Origin of the sequence: Corallococcus sp. CA041A (assembly GCF_003612075.1) — a bacterium.
Lineage (GTDB): Bacteria > Myxococcota > Myxococcia > Myxococcales > Myxococcaceae > Corallococcus > Corallococcus exiguus.
Genome location: NZ_RAWF01000025.1, coordinates 35850 through 52286 on the forward strand (window position 1 = coordinate 35850; position 16437 = coordinate 52286).

A 16437-nucleotide genomic window follows, 5' to 3' on the forward strand; every position below is an offset into this window, starting at 1 on the left:
TTCCGCCGCGTGTCGAAGATTCTCGCGCGCCCATGCCCGAAGGCATCTCGTGGTCCGAACTCGGCGTCGACTCCGCCCGCGTGCAGGCGGTGAACGAAGCCCCCTTCCCTCCTGGTCAGCGCGACTTCGTCCTCTACTGGTGCATGGTGAACCATCGGTGGGAGGAGAACCACGCGCTGGACGCCGCCATCGCGCTGGGCAACCACCTGGGCCTGCCCGTCGTCGTCTACCAGGCCATCCGCCCGGACTACCCCTACGCATCGGAGCGGCTCCACGCGTGGGCCCTGGAGGGCATGGCGGACATGGCGAAGGGCTGCGCCGCGCGCGGCCTGCAGTACTGGCTGGAGCTGCCGCGCACGAAGAAGGAGCACAAGCCGCGGCTCGCGAGCCTGGGCCGGCGCGCGGCGGCCGTCGTGTCGGACCTGTTCCCCACGTACATCATCCCGGGCCACCTGCGCGGCGCGGCGAAGGCGCTGCGGGTGCCGCTCATCGCCGTGGACGCCTCCTGCGTGGTGCCCATGCAGCGCATCCCCGCGGCCCAGGTGGGCGCGTACGCGCTGCGCCCCAAGCTGCGCAAGCTGTGGCCGGAGTACCTGGAGCGCACGCTGCCCCAGCGAAAGCCCCGCGTGTCGGGCGCGAAGCTGCAACCGGACTTCGAGCTGTCCGACGCCGTGAAGGCCCGCGCCGCGCTGGACACGTTCGCGTTGGATCATTCCGTGAAGCCCGTCTCCGAGCGCGGTGGACGCAAGGCAGGCCTCAAGGCGCTGGATGCGTTCCTCCACGAGCGGCTGGAGGGCTACGACACCGGCCGGAATGATCCAGGCCTGGGCCAGCAGTCCAACCTGTCGCCCTACTTCCACTGGGGCAACCTCTTCCCCGGCGAGGCAGCGCGAGCGGCCATCGCGGCGAAGGGCAAGGACCACCCCGCCGTGCAGTCCTTCGTGGAGGAGTTGCTCGTGCGCCGTGAGCTGGGCTTCAACTACTGCTTCCACACGCCCGGCCCGAAGCAGCTGAGCACGGACTCCCTGCCCGGCTGGGCGCGCGAAACGCTCTCACGCCACCGGAAGGATCCGCGCCCGCACCTCTACTCGTTCGAGGATCTGGATCAGGGCCGCACGCAGGACGCGCTCTGGAACGCGGCCCAGCGCGAGCTGCGGGAGCGAGGGCGGATCCACAACTACCTGCGCATGCTCTGGGGGAAGAAGATCCTGGAGTGGAGCCCCTCGCCGGAAGAAGCGCTGGCCCGCATCGCGCGGCTCAACGACACCTACGCGGTGGACGGACGCGACCCGGCGAGCGTCTCCAACTTCATGTGGGTCCTGGGGCTGCACGACCGGCCCTTCCAGGAGCGCGCGGTGATTGGGAAGGTGCGGCCCATGAGCTCGCTCCGCACCGCGGAGAAGTTCGACCTGGACCCGTACTTGGAGCGCTGGGGCCCCCCGGCCGAGCAGCCCGAGGCCCCCGCGACCGTGAAGAAGTCCCGCCGGAAGACAGCCCGGTAGGCCGCCGGTGGACATCCCCCTGAAGACGGCGGTTCACTTTCCGGCCCGGGGTCACTAAACCGGACGGACGCACCCGCTTTCGCGGAATGAATCAGGAGTCAGCCATGGGCACGATGAAGTTCGAGGTCCCCCACAACCTTCCCAAGGACGAGGTCAAGAAGCGCGTCGAGCAGCTCCTCCACTACTGGGGCTCCAAGTACGGCGTGAAGTCCGACTGGCAGGGCGACGAGGGCGCGAAGCTCGTCGGCAAGGTGATGGGCATCAACCTGGACGCCAGCTTCGTCATCACGGACAAGGCCATCTCCGGCGAGGGCACCGACCCCGGAATGCTGCTGCGCAGCCAGGCCAAGACGTACATCCAGAAGAAGTTCGGCGCGGTGCTGGATCCGTCCAAGAGCCTGGATCAGGTGAAGGGCAACCTGGACTGACGTCGTTCCGCCGTGCGCCGGGCTGTGCTGCTTTCAGCCCGGCTGCTCCTCCAGCGCGGCCAGCGCATAGCGGGCCGCGCGGGAGATGGCCTCCGCGGAGTCGAGCATCTCCGGGTAGTGCCCCGCCAACGGGCGCTGCGGATACTTCAGCTGAGCAACGGCGTTGCGGTAGCTGCGCCGGGCCGCCTCGAAGTCCTGCGTGCGCTCCTGTACCTGGGCCAGCAGGTAGTGGCCAATGGCCAGCGTGGGCTCCAGGAACAGGGCCTTGGCCAGCTCGGAGCGAGCCTCGGTCAGGCTCCCCGCCTGCATCGCCGCCACCCCGCCGAAGACGCGCGCCTCCACGCACAGCGGCTCGCGCTGGAGCGCCTGACCGAAGGTTTCGCGCGCCTCGTCGATGCGGCCGGTGAGCGAGTACAGGTTGCCCAGCGTCAGGAGCGCGTCCAGGTCGGAGGGCTCGTCCACCAGCAGGCGCTTCACGCCGTCGATGGCGCCAGGGAAGTCGCCCTGCGCCATCTTGCGCACGGCCATGTTCAAGCGCTCGGCGGGCGGCAGCAGCTGCGGCCACGAACCGCTGGGGCGCGCGGGCACCGCTTCCGTCAGCGGCCGGGACGCGGGCGGATCCACGCGCACCGCCGCGAAGGAACCAGTCGTCGCGGTCCGGCGCGGAGGCTCTCCGGGACGGGTCGGATCCTCCTTGATGGCGGGGAACTCCCCGGTGCGGGCCGGTTCCGGGCGGACGGCGGGGAACTCCCCGGTGCGGCGCCCCGCCAGCGCGCCCAACGCGGGCATCTCCAGGGTGGGCCTGCGCACGGGCGCGTCCGGAGCCTTGGCACCCGCCGCGTCGGTGCGCAGCCTGGCCGCGGTCTCCGCGCTGGCCTGCATCCGCTGGCGCAGCTCCACGGCGAAGGACTCCGGGCTGCCCGGCCGGAGCTCCGACGCCATGGGCGCCAGCGGCGGCGGCGGACGGGGGCGCTCGCCCAAGGGGCGCCGGTACACGAACGCACCGTCCACTTCGATCATCTCGAAGCGGTCATAGACCTTGAACAGGCTCTCCGAGTACCCCAGGAAGAGCAGCCCGCCCGGACGCAGCGCCGCGAGGAAGCGGTCCATCAGCGCGCGGATGGTGGGCAGGTCGAAGTAGATGATGACGTTGCGGCAGAGGATGAGGTCCAACGACGCGGGCGCCACCTTGTCGAACACCGGCACGGCCAGGTTCTGACCGTCGAAGCGGATGTACTCGCGCAGGATGGGAGACGCCTCGTAGCCGTCCTCCACGGGCCGGAAGAAGCGCTTGAGCCGCTCCGGCCCAATGGCCATCGCGCGACGCGTGGTGAAGCGCCCCTGCCGCGCGGCCTCCACCGCGGCCAGGTTCAGGTCGGTGGCCCACAGGTCCACCTCCACCGCGAGCGCCCCCAGCTCCGCCATCACCAGCGCCAGGCTGTAGGGCTCCTCGCCGGTGGCGCAGCCCGCGGACCAGATGGTCACCTTGCGCATCTCGCGCCGGGCCCGCGCGAGCAGCTCCGGCAGCACGCTCTGCTCCAGCGCGCGGAACTGCTTCGCGTCGCGGAAGAACTCCGTGTGCCCCACCGTCACCAGCGGCAAGAGCGCGCGCAGCTCCTCCTCGCCGCTCACGCTCATCAGCTTCTGCAGGTACTTCTCAGGGTCGCTCAGCCCCAGCACGGGCATGCGCGTGGACAGGGCGAGCCGCAGGCTGTGGTAGCCATCCAGGGTGATCTTCAGCCCCGCGCGTTCCAGGAGGAGCGCGGCCAGCTGCTGGAGCACCTTGTTGCCCACGTTCAGCACGCGTCCACCCACTGCACGAGCGTCGGCGCGATGACGTCCAGCGGCAGCACCTGCTGCGCCGCGCCCAGGAGCACGGCCTCGCGAGGCATGCCGTAGACGACGCACGTGGCCTCGTCCTGCGCGATGGTGCGCCCGCCCCGCTCGCGAATCTCCTTCAACCCCCTGGCGCCGTCGCGGCCCATGCCCGTCAGGATGACGCCAATGCACCGCCGGCCGAAAGACTCCCCGGCCGAAGTGAGCAGCATGTCACACGAGGGCCGGAAGCCCCGCAGGGCAGGTCCTGTATCCAGTTCCAGACGGCCGTCCGGCTTCACCAGCAGATGTCCTCCCGAAGGGGCGATGTACACCGTGCCCGGCTCCATCCACGCGTCATGCGTCGCCTCGACCACGCGCAGCGCCGTCTCCGTGGAAAGCCAGTGCGCCAGACCTTCCGTGAAGCCCTGGCTGATGTGTTGACAGTAGGCGATGGGCGCGGGGAAGCCCCGCGGAATCATCCGCAGCACGGACGCGACGGCCTTCGGCCCGCCCAGCGAGGCAGCCAGCGCCACCAGGGGGAACGGCGCGGTGGGCCCCTCCTGCACCGGCTGTTTGGCCTTGGGCGAGGAAGGCGGCGAGCGCACGCCCTTCACCTGCGCCAGCATCACCAGCTTGCGGTTCACCGCGTGCCAGAAGTCCGGCCCCGGAGTCATGGGCCGGTCCATCACGTCCAGCGCGCCCATGGCCAGCGCCTGGAACGCCTGCTGGCCGGTGAGCACGCCCGGGTGCAGCGCGAGGATGGGCGTGGGGCGCTGGGCCATGATGCGCTCGATGGCGCCCAGCGCCTCCGACGACACCAGGTCCACCAGCAGCACGTCCGGGAAGTGCCTGCGCACCACCGCTTCCGCGCCCACGAAGTCCGCCTCTGGCGGGCCCACGGCGACCAGAGACTCGCCCTCGAAGAGCCCGCGCACCAGCCCGCGCAGGCCCCGCCCCACCAGGAGTACCCGGAACGCCAGTCCCATCACCGCCGTGCCGCCGCCCACGAGAGGCTCCTCAGGTCAGCCTATCGATGGACTGCGCCAGGATCTCCACCCCCAGCTCGCCCTTCACCAGGTACGCATCCGCGCCCGCATCCAGGCCGCGCCGCTTGTCCTCCGGCGACGCGAGCGACGACAGGATGATGACCGGGATGCGCGCCACGGCGGGCGTGCCCTTCAGCCGCCGCGTGAGGGAGAAGCCGTCCAGCTTCGGCATCTGCACGTCGGTGAGGATGAGGTCGTACGTGTTGTTCTGCACCTTCACGTACGCCTCCTCGCCGTCCTGGGCCTCCTCCACGGAGTGGCCCAGCGCCTTGACGAGCGCGCCTTCCGTCGCACGCGCGATGGGCGAGTCATCCACCAGGAGCACGCGCAGCCGGCGGCTGGCGGGCGCCTGGGTGACGGGGCGGGCCATGCGGCGCACCTCCGTCATGATGTCCGGCACGTGCAGCAGCACCGCGATGCGCCCGTCCTCCAGCGCCGCCGTGCCCGCGATGAACGGCGCGCCCTTGAGGAACTCTCCTCCACAGGGCTTCACCGCCACCTCGCGCTCGTCCACGAAGCCGTCCACCACCAGCGCGGCGTAGTCGTCGCCGTGGCGCACCACCACCGCGGGGGGCTTGTCGAAGCGGTTGCCGCCGTTGAGGCCCAACAGCGGCCCCAGCGCCACGAGCGCCGTGGGCTTGCCCCGGTGCCGCACCGCCAGCGTGCCGAACACCTCCATGCGGTCATCCGGCTTGATGCGCATGACGGCCACCACGTCCGCGGCGGGCATGCCGTAGACGTCGTCGCCCAGGCGCACCAGCAGCACCTTCATGAGGGCCAGCGACTGAGGCAGGCGCAGCGTGATGGTGGTGCCGCGGCCCTGGCGGCTCTGCACGCCCACGGACCCGCCCAGCGTCTCCACCTTGCGCTTCACCACGTCCATGCCCACGCCGCGGCCGGACAGCTCACTGACCTGTTCGCGCGTGGAGAAGCCGGGGCGGAAGATGAGCTCGATGGCCTCGCGCTCCGACAGCGCGGCGGCCTGCACCGGTGACAGCAGGCGCTTGTTGATGGCCACCTGCTTGAGCCGCTCGGTGTCCATGCCCCGGCCGTCGTCCTCCACCTCGATGTGGAGCATGTCGCCGTCCACGCGCACGCGGATGCGGATGCGGCCCGTGTCGGGCTTGCCCATCTGCTGGCGGAAGTCCGAGGACTCCAGGCCGTGGTCCACGGCGTTGCGCAGGAGGTGCACCAGCGCGTCGCGCACGTCCGCCAGCATGGACCGGTCCACGCCGATGTCGGCGTTCTCGATGATCAGGTCCACTTCCTTGTTCTGCGTCTTCGCGATGTCGCGCACCGCGCGAGGGAACGCGTCGAACACGGTGGACAGCGGCACCAGGCGCGCCTCGGCCACGTGGTCCGCCAGCTGGGCCAGGTTGCCGTGCAGCGTGTTGATGCCGTCCCCGTTGCGGCGCACGAAGCGGAACGCGTCGTCGCGCAGCATGTGCAGGTCCGCCTCCGCGCGCTCCAGCTCCGTGCGGATGGTGTCCGGGACGTCCACCTCCTCGGAGATGCGCAGGAAGCGGTCGCCCAGGCGGCTGAAGCGCTCGAAGAGCTGCGCCGTCTCCGTGCTGCGAAGCCGGCCGCGCGCGCTCTCCACCAGCAGGTCGCCGGCGAGCAGGCCCAGCGAGTCCAGCACCTCCACGTTCACGCGAATGCTGCGGTCCGCGATGGAGTTGCTCTTCGCGGTGTTCGGAGCCTCCTCCTCCTTCGCGGCCGGAGCGGGCGCGGCCACGACGACAGGTTCCGCCGCACGGGGCGTGGCCTGCGCGGGCGCCGGAGCAGGCACGGGGGCCTGCACCATGGCGGCGGGAGGCGCCACCGGAGCCTGCACCGCGGGCTTGGGCGGCGCGGCGGCGGGCTTGCGCACCGGGCCCAGCGCGGGCACGGGGTGGCCGGACACGTCCGACAGCGCCTTCACCATCTCCTCGGTGGCGGACGAGCCGGTGTGGGCCGCGTCCAGGTCCTCGATGAGGTCCGACAGCACGTCGCAGGCACGGAGCATGACGTCCGTGGCCGTCTCGGTGGCGGTCTTGCCTTCGCGCTCGGCGCGCAGGACGTCCTCGGCGGCGTGCGCGAGCTGCCCGATGGCGGCCAGGCCCAACATGCGGGCCTCGCCCTTCATCGTGTGCAGTTCGCGCGCGACGTCCTCCGCGGCCTGCTCCGCGGTCTCCTTCTCCAGGTCGATGACTCCCAGTTGGATCTTCTGGAGTCGGTCGGCCGTGACCTCCTGGAACTTCTTCAGGAGGGATTTCTTGAGGGCCTCGGTGTCCATGGGTCGCGGGCGTCAGGGCGCTATGCACGCCCCTCGTCCCCTTTTCTCCCCTCAGGAGAACGCCTGCTAGTCGGCCTTGAAACGCTTGATGAGCTCGGCGAGCCGGGCCGCGAGCTGGGTGAGCTCGGCGGCGGCCCCGGTGGCCTGCTTCGACGCCTGCGTCGTCTGGCGCGTCACGTCTTCAATCTCCGCCATGGACGCCACCACCTGCTCGGTGGCCGTGCGCTGCTGCTGGGTCGCCAGGTTGATGACCCGGGCCGCGTCGCTCGTCTCCTGCACGCCGGCGAGGATGCCTTCCACGGCCTGCGCCGCCACCGCGCCCAGCTTCTCGCCGGACTCCGTGGCGTGCTTGGACGCGTCCGCGGCGCCCGCGGCGGCCTGCGTGGCCTCGCGGATCTCGGTGATCAGGTTCTTGATCTCCTTGGTGGACTCCAGGACGTTCTCCGCCAGCCGGCGCATCTCCGCCGCGACGATGGAGAAGCCCTTGCCCGCCTCGCCCGCGCGGCTGCCTTCCAGCGCCGCGTTGAGCGCCAGCAGGTCGGAGCGGTCCGCGATCTCGTCAATCACCTCCACCACCGTGCCAATGCGCTCCACGCGCTTGGACAGCTTGGAGATGGAGTCCGCCACCGCGACGCCGTCGCTGCGGATCTGCTGCATGGCCTGGATGAACTCGCCAATGGCGCCACGGCCCGCGCGGGCCGCGCCCAGCGTCTCCTCCGCCACGCGCGCCACGCTGCCCGCGTTCTCCGCGATCTGCGCGGACGCGTGCTTCAGCTCCTCCATGGTCGCGGTCGTCTCGTGGATGGCCGCGGCCTGCTCGGTGGAGGACGTCTCATGCTGCGTGGACGCCGCCAGCACCTGGTTGGCGGAGGACGACAGCCGCAGCGCGGCCTCGTTGATCTCCCGCACGAAGATGCGCAGCGTCTCGATGACCTTGCCGAAGCCCTCCAGCAGGGGCCCGAGCTGGGGGTCTTCGGTGGACGTGTTCCAGCGCGACAGGTCGCCTTCACGCACCAGGATGATGAGCGAGTCGAGCGCCTGATCGATCTCCTGGGCCGCCACCTGCTTGCGGTGTTCGGCGGAGGAGAACTGCTCCAGCACCTGGTTGAGCAGGTGGCCGAAGCCGGTGGCGTCCGCCTGCACGCGGTCCTGCGGCACGCGCGCGTTCAGGTTGCCGGCCAGCACCGCCATCAGCGTGTCGGTGAAGGGCTTGAGCGGATCCGTCACGGTGTTGGCGATGACGGACTCCGCGCCGGCCTTCACGCCCGGGGACTTCCTCGCGCCGCGGGACTTCGCGGGCTTCTCGTTGGGGCTCTCCAGGGACATGTGTGTCAGTGCCTTCCTTGCGTCTTCAAGGTTTCCGCCAAATCAATGAGCAACACGGGACGGCCCGCCTCTTCATCCAGGCAGATGCCCACCGCATACGAAGCCGCCGAGGCGGCGGCCGGCATGCGGCGCAGCCCGGCGACGGGGATGGTGCGCACCCCGTTGACGGCGTCCACCTTCAGGTGGCCCTCGCCCTCGGGGGTGTCGAACACGAGCGCGCGGTGCCCCCTGTGGGGCAGTCCCAGGTCGCGCACGGTCAGGTCGTCCGGGAGCGCCCGGTCGATGCGCAGCACGGACGACGCGTCCGTGCCGTACTCCGAATCACCAATCTGGAAGAAGAGGACGTCCACCTCTCCCAGGACCCGTTCCTGCTCGGGGGCTTCCTCATCCAGGAAGACGTCGCCGCTCATCGCACCACCGCGCGCTGACGGGCCGTCTGAAGGAGCTTGGAGAAGTTGAGCAGGTTGAGGCCATCCGCCGGGCCCGACCCATGCACCACGCCCAGCAGGTGCTCCGCGGCCTGATCACCGCCCAGGGGCGGCGGCACGATGTCCGCCACGGGGATGCGGCGCAGGCCGAGCACGACGTCCGCCACCACGCCGGAGACGTAGTTGCCGCTGACGCCCACGAAGATGCGGGTGCGCGGACCGATGCGCGCCTCGCCCTTGCTGAGGAAGCGCAGCATGTCCACCACGGGCAGCACCTGTCCGCGGTGGCCGGTGACGCCCAGGATGAAGGACGGCGTGCGCGGCAGAGGCGTGAGCAGCCCGGCGCGCAGCACCTCGAGCACGTTCTCACTGGGCACGCCAAAGCGCAGCTCGCCCACGCGGAAGCAGAAGAATTCCAGCTCCGGCCGGGCCTGGGCGGCCACCGTGCGGTCTGGCGCCATGCGCAAGGCGCGTTGGAGGGGGGAGGAGTTCGGGGTCAAGGCAGCGAAGTATCCGAGACCAGGATAAAGAGGGTCAAGGGTCCATCGTCCGGTGATGGACCGGCCGCCTGCTCTCCGTTTCGATGGTCCATCGTGACCCAAAGGTGTAGGGTTGTGCGCTGGCAGCCCTTGAGGAGGACGATGTCCCGCGTACTGGTCATTGACGACAGCCCGATGCTTCTGGAGCTTACCGTCCGGGCCCTGACGGCCGCCGGCTATGAGGCCATTGGCGCGCCGGACCTGGCTACGCTCAACCAGAAGCTCACCGAGGGCCCGTTCGCGCTCATCCTCATGGACGTGAACATGCCGGAGATGTTCGGCGACGACGTCGTCGAGTACCTCCGCACGGTGAAGGGCGTCACCTCCAAGCTCGTCCTCTACTCGGACATCTCCGAGCAGGAGCTGGAAGCGAAGGTGAAGAACTCCGGCGCTGACGGCTACATCCTCAAGAGCGGAGGCCTGGAGGGCGTGCTGGGAGGCGTGATGGGCCTCATCGGCGCCCCGGCTCCGGCCGCACCCGCCACGGGTTCCGGCGGACTCCCCAAGGCCCCGATGGCCGCCGGGGGGCGCAAGCCGCGCATCCTCATCGTGGACGACAGTGAGATGACCGCGCGGATCATCGAAGCGGACCTGGTGTCCAAGGGCTTCGAGGTCCACGTCGCGGACACCGCTGACAAGGCCACGAAGATCATCCTGAAGAAGCAGACGCGCCCGGACCTGGTGCTGCTGGACGTGCGCATGCCCAACGTGAACGGCGAACAGTTCTGCCGCTTCATCAAGAGCAACAGCCTCTTCAAGGGCATCAAGGTGCTGCTGTGCTCCGGCGAGAACGTCGAGGAGCTCCAGCGCATCTGCCGCGAGGCCGGCGCCGACGGCTACATCCCCAAGGACGCCGTGATGGGCAACCTCGTCGCCAAGGAGCTGATGCCCCCTGGCGCCGAGTAGTCGCCGCGCGCTTCAGGGCTTCGCCGCCGCCTCGGGCGTCACGGACGCGTCGGGCGTCGCCGCGGTCTCCTGGGCCGGGCAGCTCGTCTTGGCGGCCCGCTCCTGCAACTGCTCCTGCACTTCCGCGGACTTCGCCTCGGAGGGCTTCGCGTTCTCCACGAAGCGCTGGTACGCGGCCAGCGCCTCGCAGGACTTGCCCAGCGCGTCGTAGGACTTCACCAGCGCGTTGAGGATGGGGCGCTGGCCGGGCTGAAGATCAAAGGCCTTCTGCAGTTCCGCCGCGGTCTCCTCGGTCCGCCCCAGCGCCTCCAGCGAGAGGCCGCGCCACACGCGATAGCTCGCGTTGTCCGGCTGCGCCGTCACCAGCGCGGTGGCGGCCTTCAGCGCCAGCTCCTTCTCCCCGGCGCGCGCGTTGGCCGTGTACGCCAGCTGGAGCAGGACGATGTTGGGGCCGCACTTCTCACCGAACGTGTCCGTCACGCGGGTGAGGCCCTTCATGTCGCCGGTGTCCAGCAGCAGCTGCGCCAGCTGCTGCGCCTTCGCCTTGTCGCACGGCGTCTCCGTCAGCTCCTCGCGCAGCTTGCGCACGAGCGGCTTCTTCAGGCCGTGGTCGAACTCCGGCTCCTCGGGCGCCTTGCTGCACGCACCGAGGACGGCGCCGGAGGAGAGACAGAAGACGGCGAGGCGGAACGCGGAACGGAAGGAGGAAGCGGACATGCCGCCCTGCGTAGCCCTTCCCTCCCGGACGGTCAAACCTCCGGTGAGCCCGCGGCGTTCTCCCGCTCGTCCAGGCCTCGCGCGAAGTTGCCGATGATGAGCCCCGGCCGCGCCGCCTTCAGCCGCTGGAGCAACGTGCGGATGCCCACCGGCTCGCCGCCCGCGCCCACGCCGCGCGCGACCTCCAGGTACTGGAGCGGATCAATGCACAGCGAGCGCGTCTGCACCTGATCCACGCGGTACTTGCGCACCAGGTCCTCCAGCGCCCGCACCTCGCCCTCGCGGTCGGTGACGCCGGGGAACAGGAGCAGGTTGAGCGCCAGGTACGCGCCCCGCTCGCGCGCCAGCGCGATGGACGCCTCCACGTCCTCCCAGCCGTACTTCACCGGCTTGTAGTAGGCCTCGTAGAGCCCCTTGGACGCGGAGTTGAGCGACACGCGCACGGCGTCCAGCCCCGCGTCCAGCAGGGCCTTGAGCCCGTGCGTGAGGCTGGCGTTGGTGTTGATGTTGATGGAGCCCTTGTCCGTCTTCGCGCGCATCAGGCGGATGGACTCCGCGATGAACTTCCAGCGCGTGAGCGGCTCGCCCTCGCAGCCCTGGCCGAAGCTCACCATGGTGCGGCCCGGCGCGTGCTCCAGGTGGTACAGGCCAATGGCCGCCATCTCCTCCGCGGAGGGGCCGTCATCCATGCGCTCGTGCGAGGCCGGCGGGCCGTCCGCGGGCTGATCCGAGATGCAGCCCACGCAGCGCGCGTTGCACATCACCGACGCGGGGATGGCGCCCTCGTCGCGCGCATAGAAGATGTTCTGCGACGTGAAGCACCGGTACAGCAGCGCGCACGTCTTCAGCTGCTTGAGCACGCGGCTGTCCGGGAAGCGCCCCATGTGCGCCGTGACCAGGCCCTTCAGCTCCGGCGTGGAGTACGCCTCCGGCTCCCAGTGCGAGCGCCGGTCGGTGTGGATGGCCCACGCGAGCGGCCCCTTCTCCCCCCACGCCGCCGCCGTGTACGCCCACTGCGGCAGGATGGGTCCGCTGCCCTTCACCTCCCCGGGCAGGAACGTGCGCGTGTAGCCCGGCGGCAGCAGCGCGCCCACGGCATTGGGCACGAAGGTCTTTCCGCCCATCTTCATCTCGCGCACCAGCTCCAGCTCACCGGAGTCCGGGTTGAGTCCCACGGGCAGCCGGCCAGGCAGATGCACCAGGCGCCCGGTCGCTGGCAGGGCGATGGGCTTGTCCTGCGGAGGCACCAGCTCCTCGCCGCTGCGCAGGGTGGCGATGAGGTAGGGATGCTCCATGACCCGGCCCTTGGGGTCCGCGAAGAGCAGTTTCGGCGCGTGCGTCATGCGCTGTTAACTAACACGGGTGGGCCGCCTTGCGTCCAACGCCTCGCGTCATATGGATGGATGAATGAGGCCCATCACGCGTGGCCCCTTGCCTCGCCCGTGCGCGCCTTGAAAGCGCTCATGCCCTGGTCTATGGGTCCGCCACGTTTTCCAGGCAGTCCCCCATTCGTCGGAGGCAGTCGTGATCGTCGGAGTCCCCAAGGAGATCAAAACCCGCGAGTACCGTGTTGGCATGGTGCCTGCGGGCGTGCGCGCGCTCACCATCGCGGGGCACACGGTGCTGGTCGAGACGAACGCTGGCGTCGGCTCCGGCATCCCGGATTCGGAGTACCAGCGCGTCGGCGCGCAGATCATCACCACCGCGGATGAGGTGTGGAAGCGCGCGGAGATGATCGTGAAGGTGAAGGAGCCCATCGCGCCGGAGTACGAGCGCATGCAGCCCGGGCAGATCGTCTACACGTACTTCCACCTGGCCGGCGTGGATCCGGAGCTCACCAAGACCCTCATCAAGAAGAAGGTCACGGCGGTCGCCTACGAGACGCTCCAGCTGGACGACGGCAGCCTCCCGCTGCTCAAGCCCATGTCCGAGGTGGCCGGCAAGATGGCCATCCAGGTGGGCGCCGCGTGCCTGGAGAAGGCCCACGGTGGCAAGGGCATCCTGCTGGGCGGCGTGCCCGGCGTGCGTCGCGGTCGCGTGGCCGTCATCGGCGGTGGCGTGGTGGGCCTGTGCGCCGCCAAGGTCGCCGTCGGCATGGGCGCGGAAGTGACCATCCTGGACGTGAACCTGGAGCGCCTCACCTACCTGGATGACGTGTTCCTCGGCCACGCGCAGACGCTGGCGTCGGACACGGAGTCCATCGCGCGCACCGTGCGAGAGTCGGACCTCGTCGTCGGCGCGGTGCTCATCCCCGGCGGCAAGGCCCCGAAGCTGGTGTCGCGTGAGCTGATTGGCGAGATGGAGCCCGGCTCCGTCGTCGTCGACGTGGCGGTGGACCAGGGCGGCTGCATCGAGACCTGCAAGCCCACCACGCACGACAACCCCACCTTCACGGTGAGCGACGTCGTCCACTACTGCGTGGCGAACATGCCCGGCGCGGTGCCCCAGACGTCCACCTTCGCGCTCACCAACACCACCCGCCCCTACTCGCGGAAGATCGCGGACCTGGGTCTGGTGGAGGCCATCAAGTCCGACCGCGCCCTTCAGCGCGCCATCAACACCTACAACGGCCACATCACCTACGAGGCCGTCGCCAAGGACATGGGGTACGACTACGTGCCCCTGATGGACGCACTCGGCGGCAAGAAGTGATGTAGCGGTTGCCTGCTCCACAGCCGGCCAGCCATGTGCTGGCCGGTTGCCTGGAGGGGACGGTTGGACGGGTGTCCCGTCCAGTTCCCACCCTGTGGAATAAATGATCCCGCCGGACGTCTCCGCACTCCAGAAGCGGGCATGCGGGCGGCGCGGCAGGGGAAAGCGTTGTTGACCCGTCTGTTCCGGTGCATAGATTGACCGTTAGGCAGGCGACGCATTCCCCAATCATTTCGGGCCCCTGGAAGGCGGGAGCATGATGCTGGACTTCAGGCAACCCAACCGGACGAAGCAGGAATTCGAAGAGCTGGCGCTGGCGCACCTGGACCCGCTGTATTCAGCGGCGCTCCGGTTGACCAAGAACGAGCGTGACGCCGAGGACCTGGTGCAGGACACCTGCATGCGGGCCTACCGCTTCTTCGACAAGTTCGAGCGCGGGACCAACATCAAGGCCTGGCTCTTCAAGATCCTCACGAACACCTTCATCAACCGCTATCGCCGCAAGGTGAAGGAGCGCACGGTGGTGGAGGGCGTGGAGCGCGAGGCGGTGCATGAGCGCTTCGTGAGCCGGGACGCGACGGACTTCGCGGCCAACCCGGAGCAGTACTTCTTCGACCGGCTCTTGTCGGACGACGTGCTGCGCGCCATCGACTCGCTGCCCATCGACTTCCGGCTGGTGGTCATCCTCGCGGACCTCCAGGAGTTCTCCTACAAGGAGATCGCGGAGATCCTGGAGTGCCCCGTGGGCACGGTGATGAGCCGCCTCTTCCGTGGCCGCAAGCTGCTGCAGAAGACGCTGCGCGAGTACGCGGAAGGCCAGGGCGTATTCCGGCACGACGGGGAGCCGGTTCAGGCGGCCCCGGCGGATCTGGAAGAGTTCAGGCGCCGGAAGAAGGCAGGCTAGAAAGAGGTTGGAGGGGCGTTGCTTCCCTCCGCCCACCTCATCGAGCGCCCATGACCTGCCAGGAACTCGAGCGGTTGCTGTATCCGTACCTCGACGGCGAATTCCAGCCCGAGGAACGCCACGACGTGGAGTCGCATCTCGAAGGCTGCTCCGCGTGTGTCGCGCGGGTGGACGAGGAGATGCAGCTTCGTCAGACGCTTCGCCGCGCGGCGAAGCACTCCATCTCTACGCAGGGCACGCGCGCGCCGGCCTCACTGCGCGCGGGCATCCAGTCCGGCCTGCACCGCGAGCACCGCCGCGCGCAGGTGGGCCAGTGGCTGCGCGCCGGGGCCATGGCCCTGGTGGTCGTGACGGTGAGCGGCGGCTGGATGATGTACCAGTCCGGCAAGGCGCAGAAGGCCACCATCCTGGAGGCCGTGCAGCGCCACACGCGCCAGCGGCCCCTGGAGTTCGTCGCGGGCACGCCGGAGCAGATCGAAGCGTGGTTCAACGACAAGGTGGAGCACCGCATCACCCTGCCCCGCCTGCAGCAGGCGCGGCCCGTGGGCGCGCGCTTCTCCACGCTCAACGGCCAGGAAGTCGTCTACGTCAGCTACGAGACGCAGCCCCGCCTCACCAACGAGCCCAAGCGCAACATCGGCGTGTTCGTGTATCCGGCCACGGGTCAGCGGGTGATCAAGGACGAGGGCCCCACGGTGGAGAACGTCGCCGTGGACTCGAGCCAGGCGTACAACGTGGTGACGTGGCGTGATCAGGACGTCACCTACGAGCTGGTGACGGATCTGGACGACGCCGCCATCCTGCAGATGCTGCGGGATCAGGAGCACCGCTCGAACGGGCTCGTGCGCCCCGCGCAGGTGAAGCCCGCGGTGAGCGTGCAGCCTGTCTCGCTACAGCCCTGAAGCCCTCGGAAACCGGGGGCTCGGGTGGTCGGCTGCTCAACTGAATACCGGGCGTTGCGCCCGGTGTGAAGATTGACGGTCCCATGCATGGCCGATAGCCTCGACGGCGTCTTTACTCTCGCGCGCCGCCGCTGCTGTCTCACGCGGTGACACACCGCGCGCCGCACCCCCAGGATGGCCGTCCCTTCATGTCCAAGCGAATCCTGATCGTCGAAAGCGACGCCACCCTCGCCACCACCCTGCAGCAGGCCATGGAGTCGCGAGGCTTCTCCGCGCAGACGACGGGCGACGGCAAGGGCAGCGTGGAGCTGATCCGCCGTGAGCGTCCGGACCTCGTGGTGCTGGCGGTGGACCTGTCCGCGGGACAGAACGGCTACCTCATCTGCGGCAAGCTGAAGAAGGACGACGAGCTGAAGACGGTGCCCATCGTCATCATCGGCAGCCCGGACGGCTTCGCGGCGCACAGCAAGCTGAAGGCGCGCGCGGACGAATACGTGGCGAAGCCGGTGGACACGGACGTCCTCATCGACCGCGTGGGCGGCGTCATCGGCTTCCCGGAGCCGCCCGCGAGCGACGAGGTGGTGGACGAGAGCCTCACGCTGGACTCGCTGGGCGAGGAGCCCGCGACGGACTTCGGCGAGGAGATCGCCGTCGACACGGGCGAAGAGCCCGCGGTGGCCGGGGAAGACCTGGACATGCTCGACGACGCCTTCAGCGACATGTCCGAGCCCGTGACGGGCACGGAAGAGGAGCCCGTCGTCGCGCCGCCGGAGGAGATGGAGTCCCCGTCCGGCCTGGAGGAGATCTCCGCGCTCGACTCGCTGGGCCCGGACAACGACGACTCGCTGGACATGCTGGGCAGCCTGGACGAACCGGAGGAGAAGACCGTCGTCGGCTTCATGCCGCCGGTGGATCCGGAGCCCATCGCCGCCCCCACCCCGCCGCCCGCGCGCGCCGCGCCCACGCCGCTGCGCGCGGTGCCGCCTCTGTCTCT

At 69.6% G+C, this 16437-nt stretch carries 15 protein-coding genes; 7 read left to right on the forward strand and 8 right to left on the reverse strand.

Going from position 1 to position 16437, the window contains the following annotated elements; genetic code table 11:
* The first annotated feature begins 32 nt into the window (after positions 1 to 32).
* Positions 33 to 1502, forward strand: a complete 1470-nt coding sequence (locus D7V77_RS07200; protein WP_120575521.1) for a deoxyribodipyrimidine photo-lyase — start codon at positions 33 to 35, stop codon at positions 1500 to 1502.
* Between the two features lie 104 nt (positions 1503 to 1606).
* Positions 1607 to 1930: a polyhydroxyalkanoic acid system family protein gene (locus D7V77_RS07205; RefSeq protein WP_120575522.1), complete on the forward strand. Its 324-nt coding sequence runs from the start codon at positions 1607 to 1609 to the stop codon at positions 1928 to 1930.
* Positions 1931 to 1963: 33 nt separating this feature from the next.
* On the opposite strand, the gene D7V77_RS07210 is transcribed toward D7V77_RS07205, so the two are convergent.
* From D7V77_RS07210 to D7V77_RS07235, 6 genes are all read right to left on the reverse strand, one after another.
* The gene (locus D7V77_RS07210; RefSeq protein WP_120575536.1) at positions 1964 to 3733 is read right to left on the reverse strand and encodes a CheR family methyltransferase; all 1770 of its coding nucleotides are present in this window, start codon (positions 3731 to 3733) and stop codon (positions 1964 to 1966) included.
* The gene (locus D7V77_RS07215) at positions 3727 to 4728 is read right to left on the reverse strand and encodes a chemotaxis protein CheB (RefSeq protein ID WP_120575537.1); all 1002 of its coding nucleotides are present in this window, start codon (positions 4726 to 4728) and stop codon (positions 3727 to 3729) included. The genes D7V77_RS07210 and D7V77_RS07215 overlap by 7 nt, the downstream gene beginning before the upstream one ends.
* 37 nt (positions 4729 to 4765) lie before the next feature.
* Positions 4766 to 7069: a hybrid sensor histidine kinase/response regulator gene (locus D7V77_RS07220; RefSeq protein ID WP_120575523.1), complete on the reverse strand. Its 2304-nt coding sequence runs from the start codon at positions 7067 to 7069 to the stop codon at positions 4766 to 4768.
* A gap of 66 nt (positions 7070 to 7135) precedes the next feature.
* Positions 7136 to 8395 (reverse strand): methyl-accepting chemotaxis protein, encoded by a 1260-nt coding sequence (locus tag D7V77_RS07225; RefSeq protein ID WP_120575524.1) that lies wholly within the window; start codon positions 8393 to 8395, stop codon positions 7136 to 7138.
* A 5-nt stretch (positions 8396 to 8400) separates the two neighbouring features.
* Positions 8401 to 8805 carry a Frizzy aggregation protein FrzB gene (locus D7V77_RS07230; RefSeq protein WP_120575525.1) on the reverse strand — a complete coding sequence of 135 codons (405 nt, stop codon included), beginning with the start codon at positions 8803 to 8805 and terminating at the stop codon, positions 8401 to 8403.
* Complete coding sequence (locus D7V77_RS07235; protein ID WP_120575526.1) at positions 8802 to 9284, reverse strand: chemotaxis protein CheW; 483 nt, start codon at positions 9282 to 9284, stop codon at positions 8802 to 8804. Before D7V77_RS07235 ends, D7V77_RS07230 begins: the two co-directional genes overlap by 4 nt.
* A 180-nt stretch (positions 9285 to 9464) precedes the next feature.
* On the opposite strand from D7V77_RS07235, the gene D7V77_RS07240 reads away from it, so the two are divergent.
* The gene (locus D7V77_RS07240) at positions 9465 to 10268 is read left to right on the forward strand and encodes a response regulator (RefSeq protein WP_120575527.1); all 804 of its coding nucleotides are present in this window, start codon (positions 9465 to 9467) and stop codon (positions 10266 to 10268) included.
* Between the two features lie 12 nt (positions 10269 to 10280).
* Here D7V77_RS07240 and D7V77_RS07245 read toward each other — a convergent pair whose 3' ends face one another.
* Both D7V77_RS07245 and D7V77_RS07250 read right to left on the reverse strand, forming a co-directional pair.
* Complete coding sequence (locus D7V77_RS07245; protein ID WP_120575528.1) at positions 10281 to 10985, reverse strand: hypothetical protein; 705 nt, start codon at positions 10983 to 10985, stop codon at positions 10281 to 10283.
* 32 nt (positions 10986 to 11017) lie between these two features.
* On the reverse strand, positions 11018 to 12328 hold the full coding sequence (locus tag D7V77_RS07250; protein ID WP_120575529.1) for a radical SAM protein: 1311 nt from the start codon (positions 12326 to 12328) through the stop codon (positions 11018 to 11020).
* A gap of 181 nt (positions 12329 to 12509) precedes the next feature.
* Here D7V77_RS07250 and ald point away from each other — a divergent pair, with 181 nt between their 5' ends.
* From ald to D7V77_RS07270, 4 genes are all read left to right on the forward strand, one after another.
* Positions 12510 to 13637, forward strand: a complete 1128-nt coding sequence (gene ald / locus D7V77_RS07255) for an alanine dehydrogenase (protein ID WP_120575530.1) — start codon at positions 12510 to 12512, stop codon at positions 13635 to 13637.
* A 259-nt stretch (positions 13638 to 13896) separates the two neighbouring features.
* Positions 13897 to 14541 carry a sigma-70 family RNA polymerase sigma factor gene (locus tag D7V77_RS07260; RefSeq protein ID WP_120563274.1) on the forward strand — a complete coding sequence of 215 codons (645 nt, stop codon included), beginning with the start codon at positions 13897 to 13899 and terminating at the stop codon, positions 14539 to 14541.
* Positions 14542 to 14591: 50 nt separating this feature from the next.
* On the forward strand, positions 14592 to 15443 hold the full coding sequence (locus D7V77_RS07265; protein ID WP_120575531.1) for an anti-sigma factor: 852 nt from the start codon (positions 14592 to 14594) through the stop codon (positions 15441 to 15443).
* A gap of 188 nt (positions 15444 to 15631) precedes the next feature.
* On the forward strand, positions 15632 to 16437 hold an 806-nt coding region (locus D7V77_RS07270), incomplete at its 3' end, for a PleD family two-component system response regulator (RefSeq protein ID WP_147452007.1).

Coding starts and splice junctions, on each gene's coding strand:
- D7V77_RS07200 (WP_120575521.1), top strand. CDS start 33: ATGCCCGAAGGCATCTCGTGGTCCGAACTCGGCGTCGACTCCGCCCGC.
- D7V77_RS07205 (WP_120575522.1), top strand. CDS start 1,607: ATGGGCACGATGAAGTTCGAGGTCCCCCACAACCTTCCCAAGGACGAG.
- D7V77_RS07220 (WP_120575523.1), bottom strand. CDS start 7,069: ATGGACACCGAGGCCCTCAAGAAATCCCTCCTGAAGAAGTTCCAGGAG.
- D7V77_RS07225 (WP_120575524.1), bottom strand. CDS start 8,395: ATGTCCCTGGAGAGCCCCAACGAGAAGCCCGCGAAGTCCCGCGGCGCG.
- D7V77_RS07230 (WP_120575525.1), bottom strand. CDS start 8,805: ATGAGCGGCGACGTCTTCCTGGATGAGGAAGCCCCCGAGCAGGAACGG.
- D7V77_RS07235 (WP_120575526.1), bottom strand. CDS start 9,284: ATGGCGCCAGACCGCACGGTGGCCGCCCAGGCCCGGCCGGAGCTGGAA.
- D7V77_RS07240 (WP_120575527.1), top strand. CDS start 9,465: ATGTCCCGCGTACTGGTCATTGACGACAGCCCGATGCTTCTGGAGCTT.
- D7V77_RS07245 (WP_120575528.1), bottom strand. CDS start 10,985: ATGTCCGCTTCCTCCTTCCGTTCCGCGTTCCGCCTCGCCGTCTTCTGT.
- D7V77_RS07250 (WP_120575529.1), bottom strand. CDS start 12,328: ATGACGCACGCGCCGAAACTGCTCTTCGCGGACCCCAAGGGCCGGGTC.
- D7V77_RS07260 (WP_120563274.1), top strand. CDS start 13,897: ATGCTGGACTTCAGGCAACCCAACCGGACGAAGCAGGAATTCGAAGAG.
- D7V77_RS07265 (WP_120575531.1), top strand. CDS start 14,592: ATGACCTGCCAGGAACTCGAGCGGTTGCTGTATCCGTACCTCGACGGC.